Annotated in this window: 16 protein-coding genes and 1 pseudogene; 4 read left to right on the top strand and 13 right to left on the bottom strand. The window is 44.1% G+C overall.

Annotated elements, in window-relative coordinates; genetic code table 11:
• Positions 1 to 188: pseudogene (locus F6K38_RS19335) on the top strand (IS630 family transposase); the annotation flags it as partial.
• A 174-nt stretch (positions 189 to 362) separates the two neighbouring features.
• Here the strand turns inward: F6K38_RS19335 and F6K38_RS19330 are convergent.
• The 6 genes from F6K38_RS19330 to F6K38_RS19305 all read right to left on the bottom strand — a co-directional run bounded on the left by F6K38_RS19330 (position 363) and on the right by F6K38_RS19305 (position 12,977).
• Complete coding sequence (locus F6K38_RS19330) at positions 363 to 4,139, bottom strand: hybrid sensor histidine kinase/response regulator (RefSeq protein ID WP_287357165.1); 3,777 nt, start codon at positions 4,137 to 4,139, stop codon at positions 363 to 365.
• Positions 4,140 to 4,235: 96 nt separating this feature from the next.
• Positions 4,236 to 7,274: a methyl-accepting chemotaxis protein gene (locus tag F6K38_RS19325; protein ID WP_287310432.1), complete on the bottom strand. Its 3,039-nt coding sequence runs from the start codon at positions 7,272 to 7,274 to the stop codon at positions 4,236 to 4,238.
• A gap of 265 nt (positions 7,275 to 7,539) precedes the next feature.
• On the bottom strand, positions 7,540 to 10,536 hold the full coding sequence (locus tag F6K38_RS19320; RefSeq protein WP_287357163.1) for a methyl-accepting chemotaxis protein: 2,997 nt from the start codon (positions 10,534 to 10,536) through the stop codon (positions 7,540 to 7,542).
• A 193-nt stretch (positions 10,537 to 10,729) separates the two neighbouring features.
• Positions 10,730 to 11,275: a chemotaxis protein CheW gene (locus F6K38_RS19315; RefSeq protein WP_287357161.1), complete on the bottom strand. Its 546-nt coding sequence runs from the start codon at positions 11,273 to 11,275 to the stop codon at positions 10,730 to 10,732.
• Positions 11,276 to 11,304: 29 nt separating this feature from the next.
• The gene (locus tag F6K38_RS19310; RefSeq protein WP_008186495.1) at positions 11,305 to 11,670 is read right to left on the bottom strand and encodes a response regulator transcription factor; all 366 of its coding nucleotides are present in this window, start codon (positions 11,668 to 11,670) and stop codon (positions 11,305 to 11,307) included.
• 92 nt (positions 11,671 to 11,762) lie between these two features.
• Positions 11,763 to 12,977, bottom strand: coding sequence for a response regulator (locus F6K38_RS19305; protein WP_287357159.1), 1,215 nt, complete (start codon positions 12,975 to 12,977; stop codon positions 11,763 to 11,765).
• Here F6K38_RS19305 and F6K38_RS19300 point away from each other — a divergent pair.
• A complete protein-coding gene (locus tag F6K38_RS19300; protein ID WP_008186499.1) occupies positions 12,977 to 13,144 on the top strand; it encodes a hypothetical protein in 168 nt (55 codons plus the stop codon). The genes F6K38_RS19305 and F6K38_RS19300 overlap by 1 nt on opposite strands.
• A gap of 504 nt (positions 13,145 to 13,648) precedes the next feature.
• Positions 13,649 to 14,902, top strand: coding sequence for an FtsX-like permease family protein (locus F6K38_RS19295; RefSeq protein WP_008186500.1), 1,254 nt, complete (start codon positions 13,649 to 13,651; stop codon positions 14,900 to 14,902).
• A gap of 278 nt (positions 14,903 to 15,180) precedes the next feature.
• On the opposite strand, the gene F6K38_RS19290 is transcribed toward F6K38_RS19295, so the two are convergent.
• The 7 genes from F6K38_RS19290 to F6K38_RS19260 form a co-directional block, all read right to left on the bottom strand.
• Positions 15,181 to 15,312: a hypothetical protein gene (locus tag F6K38_RS19290; RefSeq protein WP_287251651.1), complete on the bottom strand. Its 132-nt coding sequence runs from the start codon at positions 15,310 to 15,312 to the stop codon at positions 15,181 to 15,183.
• A gap of 333 nt (positions 15,313 to 15,645) precedes the next feature.
• On the bottom strand, positions 15,646 to 16,995 hold the full coding sequence (locus F6K38_RS19285) for a helix-turn-helix transcriptional regulator (protein ID WP_008186501.1): 1,350 nt from the start codon (positions 16,993 to 16,995) through the stop codon (positions 15,646 to 15,648).
• 639 nt (positions 16,996 to 17,634) lie between these two features.
• Entirely contained in the window at positions 17,635 to 17,781 is a 147-nt protein-coding gene (locus tag F6K38_RS19280; RefSeq protein ID WP_008186502.1) for a hypothetical protein, read from the bottom strand.
• A gap of 528 nt (positions 17,782 to 18,309) precedes the next feature.
• Positions 18,310 to 18,888 (bottom strand): hypothetical protein, encoded by a 579-nt coding sequence (locus F6K38_RS19275; protein WP_044493852.1) that lies wholly within the window; start codon positions 18,886 to 18,888, stop codon positions 18,310 to 18,312.
• Positions 18,889 to 19,223: 335 nt separating this feature from the next.
• A complete protein-coding gene (ftsZ, locus tag F6K38_RS19270; RefSeq protein WP_008186504.1) occupies positions 19,224 to 20,495 on the bottom strand; it encodes a cell division protein FtsZ in 1,272 nt (423 codons plus the stop codon).
• A gap of 219 nt (positions 20,496 to 20,714) precedes the next feature.
• Positions 20,715 to 21,557 carry a cell division protein FtsQ/DivIB gene (locus F6K38_RS19265; protein ID WP_008186505.1) on the bottom strand — a complete coding sequence of 281 codons (843 nt, stop codon included), beginning with the start codon at positions 21,555 to 21,557 and terminating at the stop codon, positions 20,715 to 20,717.
• A 28-nt stretch (positions 21,558 to 21,585) separates the two neighbouring features.
• Complete coding sequence (locus tag F6K38_RS19260) at positions 21,586 to 21,738, bottom strand: hypothetical protein (RefSeq protein ID WP_154659848.1); 153 nt, start codon at positions 21,736 to 21,738, stop codon at positions 21,586 to 21,588.
• Between the two features lie 252 nt (positions 21,739 to 21,990).
• Between F6K38_RS19260 and F6K38_RS19255 the strand changes: the two genes are divergently transcribed.
• Positions 21,991 to 23,310, top strand: a complete 1,320-nt coding sequence (locus F6K38_RS19255) for a P-loop NTPase fold protein (RefSeq protein WP_008186506.1) — start codon at positions 21,991 to 21,993, stop codon at positions 23,308 to 23,310.
• The last annotated feature ends 532 nt before the right edge of the window (positions 23,311 to 23,842 follow it).

Below are 23,842 nucleotides of genomic sequence, written 5' to 3'. Positions count from 1 at the left end.
AGTATAGTCCTGATTATAACTTAATTGAATTGGTTTGGCATTCAGCAAAAGAATATATTGCCAATCGAGTTTTCAAATCAATTGAAGAATTAGAATGTTTGTTAAATCATCTTTTAAATGAAGGAGGGTTAATTATAAAATGGGTACGAAAAATAAAAAACAAAGGCAATGCTGTTATCACAGTTTAAATGCGCAACAGCTTAAAAGTATAATGATGCCCGATAATTCAAGGATATGGTTGCAAGTAACTGATTAGTCGTGGACACCCCTCAAGAAGCTAATTGCTAATTGCTGGCTGATTAGGAATGGCTGATAGCACATCAAGTAGCTTGCGCGTAGCGCATTAGCTGATATATTAATACTTAAACTTCAGATTTACTTTGTTCAATAATTTTTTTGATTTTTCCAATAAAATATTGTTCAATATAAGGTTTAGTAAAGTAAGCGTTAGCCCCCAAATGCATTGCTAAACGCTGATGTTTTTCACTGCTACGAGAGGTAAGCATTGCTATAGGAATTTTTGATAACTGAGGGTCTTGGCGACGTTGACCAAGAAACTCAAAACCGTTCATATTCGGCATTTCAATATCACAAATTATCATCTGCACTTTGGAACTTTGCCGCAATTGTTCCAAGGCTTCCTGTCCATCCCGAGCCTGTAACACTCGGTAACCTGCTTTTTGCAAGGTCATAGCCAAGGTTCGTCGTAAACCTGTAGAATCATCCACAATTAAAATTGTGGGAATTGGAGCAGTTTTAGCAGGAGTTTGAGTCCGGTTAACCGATGACTTTTTCTTAGTGGTAGCTTCAAGGATATGGGACAAGGTTCTTGGTTGAGTCTCTTCCTGGCTTTGAGCTAAAAATTGCTCTAGCAGGGCGTTACCATCTATCACCGGAATTAAACTACCATCCCCCAAGATGGTACAACCATAGGTATAACTGGGAGCCGCAAGGGCTTTGCCAAAGGGTTTAATCACTAGCTCTTGCTCTGTGATCACGCGATCGATTTCTAACGCAAAAGCCTGCTGCTCTCGACGCATTACTACCAGAGGTAATGCCCAATCTTCAGGAGTGGGGACATAGACTAAAGCTTTGCTAGGAGTGGTTTCCCTGACTGGACAGTTATATTCCAAAAGATCAGACATGGTATAAGTGGGAAGCATTTGTCCGCGCCAGAGCAAAAACCGTTTTGTCCCAGATTTTTGCATCTGATCCCCCTTGGGAACCACAATTTCTTCAATACTGTCTGACGGTAAAGCGATAACAATTGGGCCGACTGTAGCAATTAGTAATTTAGCAATGGTTAGAGTTAACGGCAGGCGTAGGGTAAAGGTTGTACCCTTACCTGGGGATGAGGTAACAGAGATTTTACCTTTGAGAGCTCGAATTTGAGAGCGTACTACATCTAAACCTACTCCCCTACCAGACAGTTCACTGACTTTAGCTGCGGTAGAAAATCCTGGCTCAAAAATCATCTTTAACAGGCGGGATGGGGGAGCTTTAGCAATTTGTTTGGCTGACAACAATCCCTTGACCAATACTTGGTTACGAATGCGTTCAATATTGAGACCTTCACCGTCATCCTTGACTTGAATGATGGTTTGATTGCCTTTATGGTAAGCCCGAATTTCAATTTGTCCTTGCTCTGATTTACCTCGTTTCCGCCGAATTTGAGGGGATTCAATGCCATGATCAAAAGCATTCCGGAGTAAATGTAGTAAGGGGTCATAAAGTTTTTCCAGGACTGCTCTATCCACCAAAACTCCTGTACCACTAAGCTTGAGTTTGGCTGGCTTGTGGTGTTGGGTAGAAAGATCCCGTAAAGCCCGGGGAAAGCGGTTGAGTACTTGACCCAGAGGCAACATCCGCGCCCACATCAGCTCGTCTCGTAGCTGAGAAAGCATTTGCCGCTGTTGTTCCAAGGTCTGATCAGACTGCTGGGCAAATAGGGTTATATCCCCCACGGCTTCTTTAAGCAGCATCATTTCTTCTTGTAGTCCTTGGATCAAAGCATGGACGTTGCTATAGCTATCCATTTCCAAGGAATCAAATAGGGGTTTGTTCAATGGGTCTGACTCACTCTCTAGACTCTTTTGGCCTGACCACGTTACCGATTGCTGGGATAAGTTTCGCTCACCAACAGAATTCGTCCCTTGCTGATTCCACTCATTCTTACTAAGGGAGGCAAAGCTAGGATTTGAGACCATTGATCCAGCACTTGAGGCACTCGCTAGACTCTGATCAGATAAGTCTTGTAATTGACTAACAATGGTTTGACAAAGGTCAAATCTTTGGGTAAGTTCCCGCACTGCTCCTTGTAATTGTTCATTTTGCAGCCCAATACTATTGCGGTTGATCACCAGTTCCCCTACCTGATTGTTCATCCGTTCTAGTCGCTTTAAGTTAACCCGGACTGAACTCTCAGGGGAAATAGAGGTTGGACTTTGGCTGGGATGCTCTGACGGCTTAGAAGTAGCTCGATTAGGTTGAATAGGTTGATGCTGCTGGGATTTACCCGATTGAGTGGATGGGTTAATAGCTAATTCATTGGCTAGGAATGCCGCTGCTGGTAGCGTTGGTGGTGATGGAACATCTGAAGCAGGCATATCCTGGAGCGGTGGCAGGCTTTCAAAGATTTGTTCAATCTTTTCCACTGCGGCTTCCAGGGTTTTTGGGACCTCTAGGGATGAGTTCTTCCGGGGAGCAGAAGCAGTGCTTGATGGATTGGGCGAGTTCGCTACTGGTTTAGATCCTGGGGTAGGGTCAGCCTTAGAGTTACTCAGGTCTTGCTCCGAGCGTTGAACAGTTTCTGCGGTCGGGGAAATGGTTTCCTCTGGGAAAGATGCTTCTTCCTCTTGGACTGGGTTAACTTGATCCTCTGAAGGTGTAGATTGATCAGATGGTAGGTCAAGACTTGCTTGCCCCAAGTCACTAGTTCTGAGATCAGCAACAATCGGTGCGCTCAGAGGAACTTCCTGAGCTGGCAGGTTCACTTGGGGCTGCTGGCCAGTGGTTTCCTGGCCTAGAGCAACGTCTTCAAAGAGTAAGGTCTGTTGATCTTGGTTAAAGTTACTAAAAATATCAGTAACATCAGCTGAGTCGGTAACCTTCCAAGATGGTGGGTCAACAGTTGCTTGATCTAGGTCAGTTTCCTGATCGGCAAGGGTGGGTGAGGTCTCGAAAGTCTCTTCACCTAGTGGATTGAGTTGGGATGGTTCGGTAGCGGTTTGCTCGGATAAGGTAAAGTCATCAAAGGCATTGGTTGCTTCGCCTAGGTTAAAGTCACTAAAGATATCTTCAAATTCAGAGGTGGTATTTAGACTATTTGTGATGTCATTAGTCGGAGCGGCAGGAGCTTGTGTTAAAGCAACTAGAGCAGTCGAGGGATTTCCCCCTTGAGTGCGATCGCCTGCTAGTACAGCAGCTCGTCCTGTTGTAAAATCAGCTAGGGCCAGTTCAATAATTTTCAGGACTTGGTGGGGATTTTGCTCTACTGCCGCTATAGCCGTTTGGGCAATCGCGCCAAATCCGGACAAGTTCAGTAACTCGGCAAAGCCAGCAAATACCTCTGCTTGTGCCTTTAATTCCCCCACGACCTCATAATTTTGGGGATTGGCTAAAACCGCAGCAAGACGTTCTAGTCCCTGAGCCACATCAACCTCAAAAATAGAAGATACAATATCAATACCTAAGTCACCGGAACTAGGAATGTAGTTATCAACCTGTGTAAGGGCATCACCGAGTCGTTCTTCAATCTGGGCATAAGTGGATTGAGCACTGGCTAGCGCTTGCTCTGGGTCAAAATAGCCTTCCTGAATTTGCTGGATGAGGGGGTTCCGGAGGCAGTCATAAGCTTTGAGCAGCAAGCTTTCTAGCTCAGTATCAAGTTGTACCTCGTCGCTGTAGAAAGCCTTGAAGATATCTTCGAGACGATGAGCCAAGGTTTTAATTGCCTCTAGCCCAACACTGGCAGCACCTCCCTTAATGGAGTGAGCGGCTCGCATTAAATCGTGGATTTTAGCCGTGCTTCGTTCTTGCTGGAGATTCAGTAAACCTGTCTCGATCAGTTGCAACAGCTCTGGTGCCTCTTCGATAAAAAACTGATAGGCTTGGTCTTGGATCTCAGAGTGAGTTGCCATGGTTCTTCATTGGTCATTGGTCAAGAGAAAATTGCAAATTGGTCATTGGTCATTGGTCATTGGTCATTAACAACATAACTAATAACTACAATGACACTAACTCACCTTGAACTTGCCTACACTATCTTGCAGTTCCTCAGCCACTGTTAGCAGTTCTTTGAACGAGTTAGATACTTGGCTGACTTCTGTGGATGTTCTATTCGCGATCGCTGCTACGTCAGTCATAGTTTCAGTAACTGAAACGCTTGCTTGGGTTTGATCAACAGCTGTGATGGCAATTGCTTTGACCAATTCATTGATCTTGACCGTTACGGCAGTAATTTGATTCAAACTCTGCCTGGTGTCATCCACCAGTTGAGTCCCAACTACCACTTGCTCAGTTCCCTCTTCCATAGCGGCTGCCACCTCATTGGTTTCCGCCTGAATGTCTGCTACCAGCTTTTCAATTTCCGCCGTTGCCTCCGCCGATTGATGAGCCAACGCTCGTACTTCATCAGCAACTACTGCAAAGCCTCGACCAGCTTCCCCAGCACGAGCCGCCTCAATAGCGGCATTGAGGGCTAACATATTGGTTTGCTCAGCAAAGCCACTAATCAGGTTGACTACCTTAGAAATCTTTTGGGACGATTCCCCAAGACGTTTGACCTTCTTAGCCGTACTACCTACAGTTTCCCGAATCGCCATAAAACCTTCCACAGTGAGGTTCATAGCAGCATCCCCAGCTTCCACCGTCTGAGCTGCTTGTTTGACTGCGGCTTCGGCTTCAGAGGCACTGGCAGCCACAGAGCGAGTTGAGACTGTCATGTCATGAATTTTTTGTAAAGCATTAGCAATTTCCTCCGCCTGTCGTAAAGCTTCTGTGGATAGCTCTCGGATGGCTGCTTCATCTTGAGTAGTGGTGCTAGTGACTTGCTTGGTTGCCTGTTGGACTTGCAGTACAAGTTTCCGCAAGCTTTCGATGGTAGCATTGTAGGAATCGGCAATAGTTCCCAATTCATCGGCAGTGACCTGGGCTCGAATGGTGAGGTCTCCTTTACTTACTGGCTCTACTTCCATCAACAGTTCTAGAGCACGCTTTTGCAGCTCCTCTTTGAGCTGGCGCTGTTCCTGAGCAAGGTTTTCGGCTTCTTGGCGGGCTGCCTCCATTTTTTCTAAGGACATGGCTCGCTCCATAACATTGCCCAGCTGAAGAGATAACTGCGTCAGGAAACTGATTTCAGACTCTTGCCACTGGTGTGGGGCGGTACAATGATGAGCAATAAGTAAACCGTAAAGTGTTTCTCCGTGGACAATTGGTGTCACTAAATTTGCTTTGATTTGCAATCGTTCCATCAACTTCTCGTGGTCAGGATGGAAACCTGCTTCAAAGACATTGTTGGTGGCAATGATACGCCCATGTTTGTAGCCATCAAGCAACTGCTGTGGAATACAAGCATCTTCAATTTTCTTCTCAATCCTATCCTCAACCATATTTTCAATTGCTTTGGGCCAACCGGGTTGAACTGTCTCGAATCCAATGTAGCCACTACCATCAGGATTCAGGCGGTAGATAACTACCCGGTCCGCATTTAACTGATTGAGGGCTGTTTCCACCGCTTCTTGGAAAAGAGCTTTGAGGTCGAGAGATTTGTCCATGGGGGTAGCAGCAAGGTTAATAATGACCTGTGTCCGATTTGCCTCTCGATGTACCAGGTTTTCCTGACTGGTAACACTCTCAGCCATTTTATTAAAGGTCCTAGCTAGCTTACCGATCTCATCGTTAGTGATCAGATTGCTTCGGACTTGGCGTGACCCTTGAGCAAATTGCTCGGCTAAGTTTTGTAGCTGCTGGATAGGTTTAGTAATGGCTCGTCCTAGAAGAATAGCTAGTAATAGATTAGCGGTTAAAGCTAAGATGACTACTACCAACTGTAGGAGTAGCTTGTTGCTGAGCAGGAAGTTGAGTTGAGCTTCTGAGGTTCCCCTTACCAAAAGGGCAACTGGCTTACCACTAAAATTATTTAGCGTCTTGGCAGCGACTGTATAGGTTTGTCTCCCTATATTGATGCGTTTGGTAATCGGATTACCCTGAGCTGTTACCGCTTGATTCAGGAAAGGGGTATCGGGCAAGAAGACGTTCGGTTGAGCTTCTGCTAAATTGGTACTTTCACCCTGATCTAAGGCAGTTACCAAGACGAATTGACCATCGGCTTGACGTAGATATACCGCACTATAACCTCCCCCAAAAGACTTTAGGGTATCCTCGACGATAGGCAGCTTGCCATTGACAATATCCCCAGAAACCAATACTCCCAAAACTGCTCCTGTGTCGGTGGCTCTAATCGGTGTCACGGTGTAGCGAATCAAGAGATTGTTTTGCTGGACAATCCCAGCAGGTAGAAAGGGAGACTCTTTAGCAAGCTCAGACCAGCTGACTAGTTCACTGGTTTTAATTTGCTGAGGATTTTCCAGAACCTGACTGACTAAGTCGTTGGGATCGAAAAACTCCCCAGTTCGATCAGCATTAGCATTGACAATAATTCGCCGATCCTTTCCAACCAACGTGGCATATTCAATCCTACGAGTCTGGATTTCTTGCTGGAGAATATCTTTCACTTGTTTGAACAACCCGGGGGTTAAGGGTTTGCCTTGAGCATGGGTTTGAACCGCTTGAATAATTGCGCTATTGTGAGTTTGTCCCCGAAAGCCAAACCCCATCTGATTAATTTTGATATTATAGATAATATCCATAACCGCCAATTCTGATGTGGCTTGGTTGATTAACTGAGCACGACCTCCTGTAACAATCAAAAAAGCCCCCACACCTGCTAAGCCAACTACGGAGATCACTTCTGACGTCAACAGGGCGAAAAGCTGCTTCCTTTGTATAGGAAGGTTATAAAACCATTGAAAAAATAAAGATGGAAGTTTGTGGGCTGGTGCAACCTTTGACTGGATTAATTGGGGTAGTAGCAGTGATTTACCCAGTTTAGTTTTCCGAGTAAATGTTGACAGAAGCAAAGCTTGGTAGCTGCCATTATCACCATTTTCTGAAAAATTATCAGATAATTTATCTGATAACTTAATATAATTAGTATCAATCTGGTGACCATTGTTATCCTTAAGGGAGTTATTATGAGGAGGGATTTTAGTCATGGAATACGCCCAATTAATTAATTAAAAATAGGTAGTTTATCCTTGTCAAGACGTCCAGGATTTGGACATCGCTGCCACCATTGCCTAACTCGGGGTGACTGAAAAATTTCAGGAGTTACAGCCATATAATTTCCAGTCAATATTGTTGAGCTCACAGTTGCTTTGAAAATGGCAATTAAGAATTAACAATTAACAATTAACAATTAAAAATTAACAATTAACAATTAAAAATTAACAATTAAAAATTAACAATTGACTAAGAACACTAACTCACCTTGAACTTGCCTACACTATCTTGCAGTTGCTCGGCAACTGTAAGCAGTTGTTTAAAAGAGTGGGATACCTGCAACGCTTCTATGGAGGTATGATTAGCGATCGCTGCCACATTAGTCATAGTCTGAGTCACTGAAACGCTTGTTTGAGTTTGCTCAACAGTTACGGTAGCGATCGCTTCGACCAACTCATTAATCTTGACCATTACTTCAGTGATTTGATTCAAACTCTGCCTGGTGTCATCCACCAGTTTTGTGCCTCCTACCACTTGTTCAGTACCAGCTTCCATGGCAGCTACCACCTCATTGGTTTCCATCTGGATTTGTGCCACAATTTTTTCGATTTCTGCCGTTGCTTCTGCTGATTGATGGGCTAAGGCTCGCACTTCATCAGCAACCACCGCAAAGCCTCGACCTTCTTCCCCAGCACGAGCTGCCTCAATAGAAGCATTTAAGGCTAGCAAGTTGGTTTGAGCTGCAAAGTTACTAATCAGGTTAACTACTTTAGAAATCTTTTGGGACGATTCCCCAAGACGTTTGACCTTCTTGGCAGTGCTGCCTACAGTTTCCCGAATCGCCATAAAGCCTTCCACAGTTAGGTTCATAGCAGTATCCCCAGCTTCGACTGTCTGAGCCGCTTGTTTGACTGCAGCTTCAGCTTCAGAGGCTCTGGCAGCCACAGCTTGAGTTGAAGTCGTCATGTCTTGAATTCGTTGTAAGGCTGCAGTAATTTCCTCCGACTGTCGCAAGGCTTCTGTGGATAGTTCTCGAATCGCTGCTTCATCTTGAGTAGTGGTGGTGGTAACTTGCTTGGTTGCCTGTTGCACTTGCACCACAAGTTTGCGCAAGCTTTCAATGGTAGCGTTGTAGGAATCAGCAACAGTTCCCAATTCATCGGCGGTTACACGGGCACGGATCGAGAGGTCTCCTTTACTAACTGGGTCTACTTCCATCAGCAATTCCAGTGCTCGTTTTTGAAGCTGCTCTTTAGCCGTCCGTTGCTCGGCTTCAGCAATTCTTTGCCGTTCCAAGAGGTTGATCCGGTCAAGGGTTACTCCCACTTGGTTAGCTACTTGGGTTAAGAAATCGATTTCTGAGGCTTGCCAGGTCCGAGGTTCACTGCATTGGTGAGCAATTAATAAGCCTAAGAGTTCCCCTTCAACGAGAATCGGGGTAACTAAATTGGCTTTGACCGCAAAGGGTTCTAACTGTTTCAGGTGACACCGGTTCAGACCAGCTTCATAAATATTGGGTGTTGCCTTAACTCGACCTTGGATGTACTTATCCACGTAATTCTTTGCAAAGCAAGGGTCAGCAATTTCCGCACCGAGAGCCTGGGGCCAACCCGCAGCTACGGATTCAGCAATGACAGTACCTTTCCCATTGGGGTCAAAGCGATAGACAACCACTCGATCCGCATCCAGCCCTTGTCGGCTCCCTCGCACTACCATATCCAGGATCTCTTGGAGGTCAAGGGCTTGAGTTAGCTGAATGGTAATGTCTTTGAGTTGCTTAGCACGCTTAGCCTCAAGGCTTTGGTCTTGTACCAGAAGTTTAATCCGGGCTACTAGTTTATTAAAGGTGTGAGCCAGGGTTTGGGTTTCTGCGGTACCACTCGGTTGAGCAATCGCATCTAAATTACCCGCAGCCACCTCCTTGGCTGTATCAGACAATTGACTTAGAGGAGCAGATAGGCGGCGGGATAAAAGCAGAACAACGACCAGAGTCACTGCTCCCAAGGCTAGGGCTATAAAGACAAACGCTAAGATTAACTCATTACCAGCGTTTTGCTGTTCTGATTTGTCCACGGAAGCAACGGATACCCAATCCGTTTGTGGGTTAGTCACAATGGTATAGAACTTATCTTTATAGAGGAAGTAAACAATTTTTACCTGCTTTCCCGTTTTATTCGTATAGGTCGAAAGTCTTGCTTCCTTTAGTGAATACTTAGCTTTGAAGCGATTGAAGTCTTGCTTAGTATTAATAGTTAGCTGGGTCGGTGCCTGGACTAAAAACTTAGCAATCTCCCAAACTGCTTCACCCCCAATGATCTCCTCCTGATCCAGACTACCTTGAGGGGTGAGCGTACTAATTACCATGCCTTGGCTAGTGTCTATCAGCTGCACTTGTTGGGAACCCATCAATCCGATATGTTCTAGATAAGGGAACAGTTGCTCTAATTGATTCATCGGTAGCACAGCTTTAATTACCCCAAGAAATTCTCCTGATTGAGGATCCTTAATCGCCTGAGCTAGATCAAAACCAAAGACATTAGCTGAATCATCAAAGTCCAGTTCACTGACCCAACGGCCTTGACGCTTAGCTTGTTGCCACCAGTCTTCATCCCTTTGCACAAAGTCAGAGGTAAGATTACTATAAGCAATGTTGTACCCATACCGGTCAGTGACAAATAATTCCCCTAGACCTACATCCTTGACGATTTTCTTTAAGTAACTATTGAGTTGTGGATTGGGTTGGAGGAGCTTTGTGTTTTGAAAACGTAATTCAATCTCGTGAATAGCCAGTTTCTCAAGTTCTTGCTGTTCTGCGGTTTTGCTACCAGCATGAGCTGCCTTGATGACTAAGGGATTACTAGCTAATAAGGTGGGTACGGTAAAGGTATCCTTAATCAGTTGGCTAGCTGCTTCACCAGCAATTAGAGCTTGCTCCTGCTGCTGTAATTTATTTCGCTCTTTGTCATGGTCGTGAACAATTCTGTAACTTACTAGACTAGCCAGAGTCAGAGGAATCAATACCGTTGGCATAATCGTTGTCAACAACTGGCGGCTGAGAGTATTTTTATTCTTCTGATTTTTTTTTTCAGTTTTAACCAGTTCCAGAAGCTGATCTCCTGGGTTGATATCTTGGTCTGGCAAATGGTTTACCTCGGTATCAGTTTCTGTTAACTCTTGAACAACCCGCAATTTAACGTTAGGAATAGTTGACTCAGGCAAGAGTGTCTTAACCAGCGCCTTTTGGGATTTTACCATATCATTATTATTTGTATTGTTGGCATTATTATTATAATGAAAAGTATTCGTTTATTTTTTATAAAACACTTATTTTTTATCCCAGTATTTTTTTTATTACTGTTATAAGTAATTAACGAATCATCATCTATAATTAGTTGTGATGATTGATTATGGAATAATACGTTCAGGTTACCGTCGCTGAATAGTAGGATTAAAACTTGGTATCAAAAATTAGTTTGCCATCAAAAACTACTAGCATTTCACCACCATGTTTCAGCCAATATCCCTGTAAAAACTTTGCCAATTCAGGATTCAGGCTTGATGATGGCAGAGGTTGAATCAAATCGGGATTGCACCATTCAATGTCCTCTACCCGGTTGACGACCAACCCTAGCATTTGGTTGTATTTAATGGACTTAGAATCATGAGACTGGATATGCAACACTAAGGAGGTGTAGTGTGATGTGTTTACCGGTTGCTGATGCCAAGGAGTTAATCCTACAATGTGTCCGAGATCGACCATCCAAAGAACTTCACCCCGCCAGTTGTAAACACCCATCACCCAAGGTGGCATATGGGCAATTGGAATAATTTGACCAACAGCAATGGTCAGCACTTCAGTCAGCTGATTAATTGGCATTAAAGCAGTAGTATCAGGTACCAGATGAAACCGCAGAAACTGCTGTCTAATTTCATTCGCAGCAGTTTCAGTGGCTGATGACGGGGAAGCTAATGCTGGGACAAACTTGGATACCATGATGATCTCTCTTTCTTTATAGCTCAGATTTAGCCCTTGACCAGTTGGTTAATGATTTTTAGGAGTTCTGCGTTATCAACAGGTTTATACAGGTAAGCATCTGCTCCCTGCTTCAACGCCCAAAATTTATCCATTTCAGTATCTTTGGTGGAGCAGATTATCACAGGTATTTGGCTTGTCTTAGCTTCATTTTTAAGGGTTCGACAAATTTCAAAACCACTGCGATCCGGAAGGACAACATCAAGGACAATCAAATCCAGCTGATTACTGCTAATTTTTTCTAGGGCTTCTGAGCCATTATGGGCAGTTAATACATTAAACCCATTTTCCTTGAGATAACCTCTGAAAATTTCTAGATCAGTTAATGAATCTTCAACAATTAATGCGGTAACCATTTTTATCCGATTTAAATAACTCTAAAATTATAATCAAGTAAGCAAGTGTTTAAACATATTTTTTTGTAAACACTTAAATTTCGGCTATCTAGTCAATTATAATTAACTTGTTTAAGATGTTTAATCATAACGCTCAATACTTCTTCAGGATTGATGGGTTTACTCATAAAATCTGAGGAGCCAACCATCTTCGCTCTCACACGGTCGATGATGCCGTCGTTACCGGTCAAAATTACGATCGGAGTATTGCGGAAAAAGGAGAGCCTGCGCAATTGACCGCAAATTTCATAGCCATTAGCATTGGGCATGACCAGATCTAAAAATATCAACTCTGGCTTAGTAGCTAACAAAGTAGCGATCGCCCTAAGTGCATCATTAATAGCCACAAAGCGATAGCCTTCTGAGGTAAGAATTTTTTCCATGCTTTGGCAGATCAGGGGACTATCATCCACACATGCAATCAAAGGTTTCTGCTCAGGTACAATTTTGACCGATGTTTCGTTCGGAGGTAGTGAAACTGGAGCAGGTAAATCCGGAATATCTATCAGTTCCACTAATCCTGATTGCAGGTGAGGCAGAATGGAGAGAGTAACTGCCCTAGCATCCCGTTTCATTAGTATGGCCAAGTCTCGTAGGGTATATTGTCCATTCAACAGCTTGGTCATAGTTTGGTAAGCCTGAGGGGATGTTTTAACTCTCAATTGCTCCGGCTGCCTGATAATTGGTGCCCGATTAGGGCAGCGGTCTGCCACACGAGCACTTTGCCAAGCTTCCCAAAGTTGATCAGCGTCATGGATGACTTGCTCTGCGTCAATCAAGACCAGTGGTTTAAATAATGATGATAATGATGATGAGGAATCTGGTTTGATTTGATAGGTGATCTGCATGCCTTGGGTAACATCAAAAAGTATTTCTACCATGACAGACTGAATCATTTTGACGGCTTGATCACGGGTAACCTTATGCAGATCTACCCATAGGCATAGCAAATGATAGTCCCAACATACATTGACATCTTCCCAATTGGTATTAGCTAGATCCTCTTGCAGTGATGAAAGCTGAGCAGATGTCTGAGGACAGTGAATGAGTAGGTTTCTACGCCACCGTCTGACTGGATGAGTCCCTCCGGTAGCATACATCAGGCGACCCATATAAATGTGAAATATCCATTCTTGTTTACTAGGATCACTTAGAATGAGTTGACCGCTAAACCGAGGCTGCTTTAAAATTTCAAACAACCCAGCTTGTTTGACGGAAGTAAACTCTTTGATTGGAATTAGAGGATAATTTTGTTCTATCGCCATCATTGCCTTTGGTTTACCTGATTGCCGTTGTCAGCAAAACTGATTGTCCTAGTGCTGCCATTACCGGAATAATTTGCGGATTGGGAAGAGGCTTTCTTAACCATAGGCAAGAAAAAACACCGGGAACAGTTAAAGACTTTCACCGAGATGCACAAGTAACCTATGATTGATCAGGTAACTGCTAGCTCAATGCTACAGAATTTTATGAGGTTGATGTATCCGTGAGTTTACACAAATTACACGATATAGACTATGGGGTATTTACCCATTGACCGAAGTTTTTGATTATTTATGACCTTCTATGCCAGAAAACTACTGAAATGTATGACTCTTGCCACTGAGCCATGTTGCCATCTTGGCAGGGATTTACAAAAATTTACTGGTTAGTTAATGTTAGTTAATTAAAAGTCTATGAGTTACACTGGCTTTATGACTTTGACTGTAAGCATTCAGAAGAACGCGCTACACCCATGAAACCCTTGCCCTATTAATTTCTGGAAGCTTTTTAAATCAAGAGAGTATGCCCATGGAATAGTTTTCGTGGCTGGCGCTTGCGATCAGGTCTTCTTCGAACCCAAGGTTGGGAGAAATAACAATGACCAAAAACCCACACCTTACAATTTCTATGCTCTCGCACGTGATATTACTTAAAAGTTCTCTCGGCATGATCTTCTATGGTCTCTATTGCTCGCAAAAACCTCTGGGCAGACATCCCTCGCTTTCTGGTGGCTCAAGCAGGAATTATGTTTGCCGTTAGCCTAGTCACCATCCAAACTGGTATACTCAACGGGTTCACTCGCTCTACAGTTCTTCTGATTGAGGGGTCGGAGGCAGATATATGGGTAAGTTCTGAGCGAATGGTTCAGTTTGAGCTAACCGAGCCACTTTTAAAGAATCAGCTGGATCAAGCCCAACGAGTCAAAGGTGTGGAGCGAGCAGAAGCACTACTCATGGGGTCAGGTCGATGGCGTCCTCTTAAGGGAGATACCAGTCCTGTTACGTTGATTGGATTTGACCTAGGGGGAACACTGTTCCAACCCGGAAAAATCACTCGGGGTAGACTGAAGACCCTTAAGGAGCCTTATACCATTATGGTGGATCAAAGCAGATTACCGACGCTCAATGTGAAAGATATCGGTGATACCGCTACGGTTAATTTCTTGCCTGCTCGATTGGTCGGCTTAACCACAGATAGTCAATCCCTTGTAGCTAGCCCATTCTTATTTACTTCCTTAGAAAATGCCAATACCTATATCAACACCAGCTATACCTCTAAGCTTAACTGCACTGTAGAATCTTCAGATAATTTGCAGTGTACCACTATTTACGAAAAGTCAAAGTCTTTGAATAAGTCTGATGAGTCGGAGATTCCTGAACCTACACCTTTGAGCCTAACAGACCCCATTACCTATATCATGGTAAAGGCTAAACTAGGTCAGGATCTTGAGGAACTCAAGCAGAATTTAGACGCTGCTTTACCCGGGACTCGTGCTTATACGAAGGTTGAGATGGCACGCAAGACCCGAAATTACTGGCAGGTGCGAACAGGTCTTGGTTTTGTATTGGGTCTAGGTGCTGTTGTGGGAGTGATTGTTGGCATGGTAGTTGTCACTCAGATTCTCTACGCCTCGGTTTCTGACCATATCAAAGAGTTTGGTACCCTAAAGGCGATGGGCGCACCGGACCGGTTTATTTATAGTGTTATTGTGGAACAAGCATTGTGGATGGCTGTTCTTGGTTATGTGCCTGGTATGCTCCTTTGCTGGGGGTTGAGTGTATGGGTTAAATCAAAAGGAATTATTCTTTTAATCACACCATTATCTGCCACAGGTGTTTTTGGCATAACTGTGGTAATGTGTGTAACTTCGGGTTTGTTCGCTATCCAAAAGGTGACTCGTATTGATCCAGCTATTGTATTTAAAGCATAGAAACCTTTTTGAGTCAATCCCTTCGCGACCATTCAAAATTATCAATTCAAAATTCAAAAATACCCCCCGAATTCATTCGTGGGGGTAGAACATCGGGAGCAGGTCAAAGAAGCCGAACAAATGAACTACTTGACAAAAAAACAAAAATTATGTTAATAAGCCGGTATTAGTTGCAGAACAGATCAACTATGTACCATATGAGCAAGCAATTACCCATGAGGGGGCTATAGTAATGGTAAAAATATTCGGCATTTCTGACATGCTCCCCCTATTACCTATTACCCATTACCTATTACCCATTCCCCATTCCCCATTCCCCATTCCCCATTCCCCATTCCCCATTCCCCAGATAAGCGTACTAATGTTGCTGCATAAGTGACATGCTCCCTCGAACATCGCTTCGCTGCCATTCAAAATTATCAATTCAAAATTCAAAAATACCCCATAAATTAATTAAGGTGCTGGTATTAGGTGTCAACAATTCAAAATTAGAAAGCTATTCATTTTGAATTTTGAATTTGGCATCTTTAATTCAAAAATGGTCAGATCATTTCTAGTTTAATACTTATCAGTACTTATCATTATTTGTTGTTAATTGTAAATTGTTAATTGACCCTTGACCATTAACAATTTAAAACTAACTACTTACCTGAATACGAATTGATTAACTGGACTCGATATCACCCAGTTCTAAAATTGAACTATTAATAGTTTAAAAAATTTAGTAAACTGGGATATTATGACTATTCTCGCTCAGCAATTAATTGGTTAGTCACTTCCATGACTGCAGGAGGCAAGGTGAACCCACCTTCAGATTTCTCCACTAGGGATCGCTGTCTCAAGGAGGCCAGAGCCCTGAGTAATTCCTGAGGCGATATCTCCAGTAATTCATCCTGTAATTGAGTTAGGATTACAGGTTCTTTGTGACTAGCCATGGTATATATAATTTTATGTTCCAAATCTGATAACCGATCTAAGATTTCTTCGATAAAGTCACTAACGTCATGGGTAAATAGGGTAGTTGCCAAAAAATCGGTCACACTGCCATCAAAAACTTCTTTGATGGTTATGGCAACAAGTTTTAACATCAAGGGATTCCCACGATACCCCTTAATTAAATAGTCCCAGTTTTTCTGCCCAGACAATCCTTTTTCCTGCAAAATATATTGCGCGGCTTCCCCTAAACCTTCAAGTTTTAAGGAACGCACAGGTGAAGTCTCTCCTTCAAGTAACGAAATTTCGCTGAGTTTCTCCTGACTGGTAATCAACAAACAGCTTTGATGGGGTTCTTCTCCCCAGCGTCTGATCAATTCACCATAGCCTTCATACCCTTCTCGGTAGATGCCGGCAAGTGTACCAATCTGTAGAATAGATTCGGCACCGTTGAGGACTATCAAACAACGGTGTTGGCGGCAGTACTCAATTAGTTGGGAGATAAGCTCCTTGGTAGTTTGAGAACTAGGGACTGGGTTTAACCCTCCTGCTGTTTCATATCCTACAGTTTCTAGGGGCCCAGATAAAGATTGGAGCAGTGCTGCTAGGATATCCTCTAACCGTGGTGCCTGACGTAAGGAACGCCATACCACATACTTGAACTGATCCTGAATTTGTTTAGCCAGCTTCACTGACAAGGTGGTTTTACCAATCCCTGCCATACCCTGTAGTGCCACCAAGCGGCAACGATCTTTAACAATCCATGTTTCTAACTGGCGTAGTTCTTCAGTGCGACCATAGAAAACAGAAACATCTGGTGCCTCACCCCAATCCATGTGCTTGGGGTTTGAGGATTGGACAGTAGAGATAGGGGTATAGCTTCTGCAGTTAGAGGAGATATCCTGGGTTTCTAGATGAGTCTGATAGCGATTGACCAGCAGCTGTTGCAGTTTGGTTAGCTTTACAGGCCCTGTACCCGATATAGGAAACTTTTTGTAGACCTCGCTGAGTCTTTTGCGCACTGCATGTTCACTAATGTTGAGGATGTTTGCGATCGCGTTTGTCGATTGACCCTCCATCGCCAAAGCCACAACCTCCAGCTCGGCTTTAGATACACCGTGTTCATTTGCGATCGCTTTTAGAAAGTCATAGGGAATCACAGTTGCACGCTCATACTCATAGAAACCTGATAGTCCATTTTAAATCCTCTTTCTGAGAACTGCTTGCCATTTTGGTCATTGATATGAGTCTTACCTCCCAGTTGTGTCCCGATCAATTCAAACCCAACTCTGGCAGAAAGACTTTGTCAAACCCCTATGGTTGATGCATTTGCTGCCGGTTCGTGTTTCTTAAATCCATCACAGATGTAAGTCTGTTGGTCAGACCCTCCTCAAAAACTATGGCTAGGGATATCAACGAGGAGGGGTAACTTCAGTCATCATAGGAAGAACCTGAGTTCGACCTAACCCTGAAAGCCTTAATCTATCCTAGTCTCTGAAAGCCTGTATCCCTGCGCGTGATTTTTTCTGGAGTGTACCCTGATCTCGAACTCACGTGAACAGGGGACTCACAACCGACCTAGAATCGCTTGCTGTGTACTACCAGTTCTAGTTCCCGTTAAATACTCACTCTGCTAAAATTCATTGTTATGAGTTAAACATAACAATGAATTTTAACCTGAGTTCAACGTAACGCTGAAAGCCTTAATCTACCCTAGTTGCCCAAAGCTTATATCCCTGACTCTTTCGTGGAGCGATCGCTGATATCGAACTCAGGTTGAGCAGGTTTTTTGTTGCCCTTCACCACTGACTAATGACTGTGGACTTGATCTGAGTAAACAGATCTGTGATCAGCCAATGTTCTGGGCACAATTGACCCTGGCAAACCTTATAGACCTGGCCATTAACTGCTAAAAACCGATTTCCCTTGGCAGTAATGATCGTCATTTTCCAGTTAATGGTGCAATGGGGAAGCGAAAATAGCGTTAAATACAGCCGAGGTTTAGTAAAAGATTAGATTAGGCGGTTGACATCCTCACCGTCCTAGAAGAACGGTGATTCCTAAACCTCACGATTTGGTTTGGTGCTTCAATGCAACAGCCTCCACCCTAAGCGGGGTTTTATGGTCTTACGTTCGCGACCCAGACTATCCGGTGCAAGTCCTGCGGTTTTCATGTATCGAGAATTTCTGCGAAAAGTCTTGATGTACTTTTTGATTCGAGAGTTGGCCTTCCATTGCCCTGTCATCTTTTCCCGGTCTACCGATTTTGCTGCGCCGCCAGGTTACTGGACTTTGCTCGTATAGGCTGTCTGTTCGCGAAGCGTGACCTTTGGTCAATCCATCGTCTCGGGTGGGTCATTGACCATCTTTATGGTAACATCAAGCCGTCCTATAAGGACGGGGTTTCAGACCCAATTTTTTTGATGAATCTCAAAGAACCCGCCATAAATCGATTAATCAAGCAGCACAATGGTTCAACGATTACTATCTAGTATCGGTTTCACCACTAAAAAGCCAGCACCAAATGCGCTCAAGACAATTCCCAAGATGGCTATAACCAACACCCAGCCATTGACATAGGACACTGCCTCTGGCTGCGAACTTCGCAGGGAGCGATTGTCTTGTTGTTCAATCACTAAAGTTTCTCGATAGGAAGAGGGAGGGGTTTGAGGTTTTATCTGAGGTGGGGAAAATTCACCCCCTGGGATAGTTGTAGCGGTGCGCTGGGATGGAATTGGTGGAGCTTGACGGGATTCCGGCTGCTTTACTGGCTGAGGTCGATGGACTTCAGCTGGACTCACTGGTTCTAAGGAATTGATCACCTGCTGTAGATGCAGAGCTGAATTAATAACTTTTTTAACTTCCTGTCGCAGCTGCTGGTGTTGTTTAACTAAATGCTGATTTTGAGAATGGAGAGAGTCCAACATCGCCTGTGTTGCTTGCAACTCAGCTGCTAGTTCCCGGTATACAGAAATTGGTACTGACGGACAGTATGTATTCGATTTGTTTGCCGATGTTGAACTAGGGTAACGATCGCTACTGGATTTGGGCATAGGGGGGTTGGTTCGGTGATTAGAAGTCATAAGTATAGCTAAACTTCATCCAAGGCAAGAATAGTTGAAATTTTAATCTGTGGGCAGCCCTTGTTGGCTCAAAGCTAGGGATATAGTCAACAAAAACTCCTGCTCCATAGTCTGGCTGATTCAGCCTATTGATAGTGATAACCGAAAAAAGTTTCCCATGGGTTCAGGCTCAGGAGCAATGTCTAGGGAAGTTTTCACGCCTAGTAGTAAAATCAGCAATTACCAAGGTGACCGACAACAGTCTTGCCTTGGCTATAGGTTGCTTTGCTTTACTTCCATGCCATCTGGTTTGTGCCAGTTTTTTTCTACTCCTTTGGTCCTCTAGGAAAACGACGCCGTTGCAGGAATTCTGGAATATCTAATCCTGGTCTACTCTTAGGCTCAACCTTGGGTGTAGGGGGCATCGGTGTAGGAGCAATCGGTCGGCGATTCAGGGGAGTTTCCACGGATTTAGGTGCAGACTGGGCTTCTCCGGTAAATCCCGTAGCAATCACAGTAATTCTAATTTCACCCTGGAGCTTATCATCAATTACTGCTCCAAAGATGATATTGGCATTGGGGTCAACCACTTCATAAACAGTTTCTGCTGCTGAATTCACTTCATGGAGGGTCAGATCACTGCCACCAGTAATATTTAAAACTACCCCTCTAGCCCCTTCAATAGAAGACTCCAGCAGAGGAGAAGAAATGGCAGCTACTGCTGCCTCTCTGGCTCGGGATTTTCCAGAACCCATCCCGATGCCCATCAGAGCCGAACCAGCATCTGCCATCACCGCTCGCACATCGGCAAAATCCACATTCACCAAGCCAGGAATAGTAATAATATCAGATATCCCTTGTACCCCCTGACGTAGGATATCATCAGCTACTTTAAATGCTTCTTGAACAGGAGTCTGTTCTGAAATCACTGACAAGAGTTTATTATTGGGAATAACAATTAGGGTATCGACTCGACTCCCCAGAGCGGCAATTCCTTCCTCGGCTTGGGAAGTACGGCGGCGTCCTTCAAAGGTAAATGGACGAGTGACCACTCCCACGGTTAAAGCACCCATCTCTTTAGCAACTTCTGCTACAATCGGGGCAGCTCCTGTACCAGTACCACCCCCCATCCCAGCAGTAATGAAAACCAGGTCAGTGTCTTCGAGAGCCTGGGCAATTTCCTCCCGGGATTCTTCAGCGGCTTTTTGACCAATGGCTGGGTTCCCTCCTGCTCCCAACCCTCGGGTCAACTTCTGCCCCATTTGTAAGCGTTGGGGGGCTGATGATTGGGCTAGTGCTTGAGCATCTGTGTTAATTGACCAGAACTCTACTCCACTGACATCACTGGCAATCATGCGGTTAACTGCGTTACCACCACCCCCGCCAACACCAATAACCTTGATTTTTGCAACGCTACCTGGCACGATATTGTCACTCCTAGTTTCTTCCCTGGGTATGCGATTAGAATCATAAGTTTGACCGAATTGTAATACAGAGTTACTAAAAGGATGTGTATTGTCGGATCCTAATGAAAGATCTGCTTCTGCGATGATTTTAGAACTTTGAGCAGCAAGCCCTAGTTGACTATTAAGCGTCATTGCAAGAGGTGAGGGTAAGTGTTTATCTTTATCTTTATAAGTTATATGTAGCAGTCTGAGTTAACTATAGAGTAAGTTGATTGAAAAACCAAAGACCCTGGCAACGGCTGGGTCTATACCCGATAACTGACCTGAAACAAAACATAGGTTGCTGGAAATATCGCCTCGGTTTAGCCGTCAGAGTAGGCCTCTACACTTGTCTGACCTTCTTAGTTATCCTTATTTAACTCGCGATTGCACACTGTCATGGTCTGTAATCATTTGAATCGATGGTAAGTCTGGGTTTTGCAGGTCAATGTAAGCTATTTTGCTCTTTTGTGTGCGCTTCGGCAATTCTCGCATCTGATCTAGAACTCTCAGTTGGGTGGGGAAGCTTTCACTGTAAGGACCTAAATGTACATTTCCTAACTCGGTTTTCAGAATTAAGTTGGCTGGATTTCGCCAATCGATCTCGAAAACTTTGACAGCCGAATGACTCACAGCTTGATAAACATCGAACCAGTAAGGGCGATAAACGGAATTTTGACCAATCACTTTCAAGTTCGGCAACTGCAGATTGGCCGAGAGTGGTTCGTAACTGCTCTTGGGGCTCCAGATCCCTTGCTCATCGACTAAACCCAACGTTGGGGTAGAGTTTTTAGTTTTTCTGGTTTGGGGCTTACTCTGCTCAGCAATAGCCACTGGTTGACGCTCTCTAATTTGTATTGTCAATCCTGGTGGTATGAGTTGACGGCTAACTAGAGCCGAAGCAATAGGAGCTTCAGATTCCAAAAACTCGGCAAGGACGTGGGGTTGTACTTGCAGTAAAGACTGGGGATAGGATAAAGGCAGCAGGGAGCGTATCGCTTCAGCAGAAAGCCAATAATTCCCTTGAATCTTGATTTGTTCTGGCTGACGAATCATCCAATCTGGTAAAGTTATTGCCCAGAGTAAACTTCCAGCGATACCGCCCACCAAAAGTGTACGCCAAATCTTTTGATAAAATTTAATGCGGCGTGTCCGTCGCAGTTGTTTGCGTCGATTAGACAATTGTGATTCAGAGACTGATGCGATGTTGCTCATCTACTACCGATCAATCGACAGAGTACATTTATGACTTGAAGTAAGCCTGACAATTGGCGTGTGGGCGTTTGCGCTGCGGCGCGATCGCTTCACGCCAATCTACCCAAAAATCTGGGGAACGACAAGGTTTGAACTTTGCAATTCCTGACTGAGCACCAAATACTTTTTTTAATTTAACCACTACTAGGTTCCCACGTTTTATACTTAACAGGTTCCATCAGCCTGATCGGAAAAGGCATTGGTGCCTAATCAGTCCTCTATAGTTAACTCATCCCACGTACCTTAGTCGTGGGATGGGTCAGTGATTAGGGATTAGTCTTTTACAAAAGACTAATTACTGGGGACGCTTTCTATCTCACCCTGTTGAAGGAGTGGGCTTTCTAACCGCCTTCTGTAAACCACAACCATCACCACAACGGTGGGAGGTTAATTTATGGAACTGCATCTACCAAGATTTTTCAAAGCGTGTAACCCAGCTAAAACCTTAGATATGGGTAATCCAGAAGACCATCCATACTATATCGATTTTTCCGCTGTCAGGGGAGGAAAGATTATCGAAGCTTTAGGACGAACCATTACCCGTCTGTCACCAGATGAACCGACCTGTCAATTGTTTACTGGTCATATTGGCTGTGGTAAGTCTACTGAGTTGTTAAGACTTAAAGCCGAGTTGGAAAAGCAGCAATTTCATGTTGTTTATTTTGAGTCCTCTCAAGACCTAGACATGGTGGATGTTGATGTCAGTGACATTTTACTGAGCATCGCTAGGTCAGTGTGCGAAAGCCTAGAAGCTATAAGCATACAGCTCAGACCCACTTACTTTAGTAAATTATTTAATGAAATCAAAGACTTTTTGCAAACTCCGATCGAGTTTTCAACAGAAGCCGAATTTTCCGTAGGCATTGCCAAGATTACAGCCAGAAGTAAAGACAGTCCTCAGCAACGCCAACTGCTACGACAGCACCTAGAACCCCGCACCCAAAGCATTTTGAATGCCATCAACGAAGAAATTTTACAATCAGCGATTCAGCAGCTGAAGTTGCTTGGCAAAAAGGGTTTGGTGGTGATTATTGATAATCTTGACCGAGTTGATAATCGCTCGATGGCTTCAGGTCGTTCCCAGCCAGAGTATCTGTTTATCGACCGTGGTACTCAGTTAAGGCGTTTGAACTGTCATGTAGTTTACACTCTACCCTTGTCCTTAATGTTCTCCAACGAGTACGAAACTCTCAAAAATCGAGTCGGTGGTGGTGTGGCTCCCAAAATTTTGCCCATGGTGCCCATACAGTTAAGGGATGGTCGTGACTATCCAGAAGGTATGGCACTGCTGCGACAGCTATTGCTAGCCCGAGCTTTTCCAATGGTTGATCCTCAACAGCGACTAAACCTGATTCCACTAGTATTTGATAGCCCAGAAACCCTTGACCGGATGTGTCGCATTAGTGGCGGTCATGTCCGTAACTTGTTAGGGTTGCTCTATAACTGTTTGCAACAGGAAGACCCGCCCTTTTCCACGAGTTGTTTAGAGGGTGTGATTAAGGGATACCGAGATGATTTGACTCTGGCTGTTGAAGATGAAGAGTGGAAGTTGCTATCTCAAGTCGTGCAACAGCAGTCCGTCAAGGGGGAACAAGAATATCAAACCTTGTTGCGCAGTATGTTTGTCTATGAATACCAAGATGAACAAGGGCGCTGGTTTGGGATTAACCCAGCGTTAGCAGAAACAGAAAAGTTTCGGTCTCTAGTTCTTTGACAAGGCTAAAATCCCTTGAGTTCCAAGGGATTTTGCCAGAGAAGGGGGTGTAGGGTCGTCAGGTTCAGGGTGCAAAGTTTGGGGTGTTCTGGAAAATTGAGATGGACTATTGATATCGAAATTAGAACTAAACCGAATTTATTAGTTTGCTCAGAACACTTTTGCTTATCATTTTTTTGTTACCTTACCTGTCAATCACCCTTTTCTTTTTGAGGGGGAACTTCAGTCTCAACCCTTGGTATGACATTAGTTTAGCCTTCAGGTTCACCCCCGTCAGGTAAGGTACATCCCCTCATGTATAACCTAGCACTTACCACCTACTACTTGGTTCAAAGGGACAAATTTTCTCCCTAATTGAGTTGAAAACTAATCTAGTCAGGACAACCGCAGCCTTTACAGGTAGAGCTGGGGGGGCGACGATATGGCTTGAAACGATTGATACGTCAAGAGTGTAACGATCTGTGATAGAAAAAGATAGGTCTCAAATTGTCAATAAGACCTATCTGTTGCAAATGTTACCCTTATTCTATCA

Origin of the sequence: Moorena sp. SIO3B2 (assembly GCF_010692525.1) — a bacterium.
Lineage (GTDB): Bacteria > Cyanobacteriota > Cyanobacteriia > Cyanobacteriales > Coleofasciculaceae > Moorena > Moorena producens.
The sequence above is the reverse complement of the archived record's forward strand: the minus strand, read 5'-3'. Positions and strand labels throughout refer to the sequence as shown.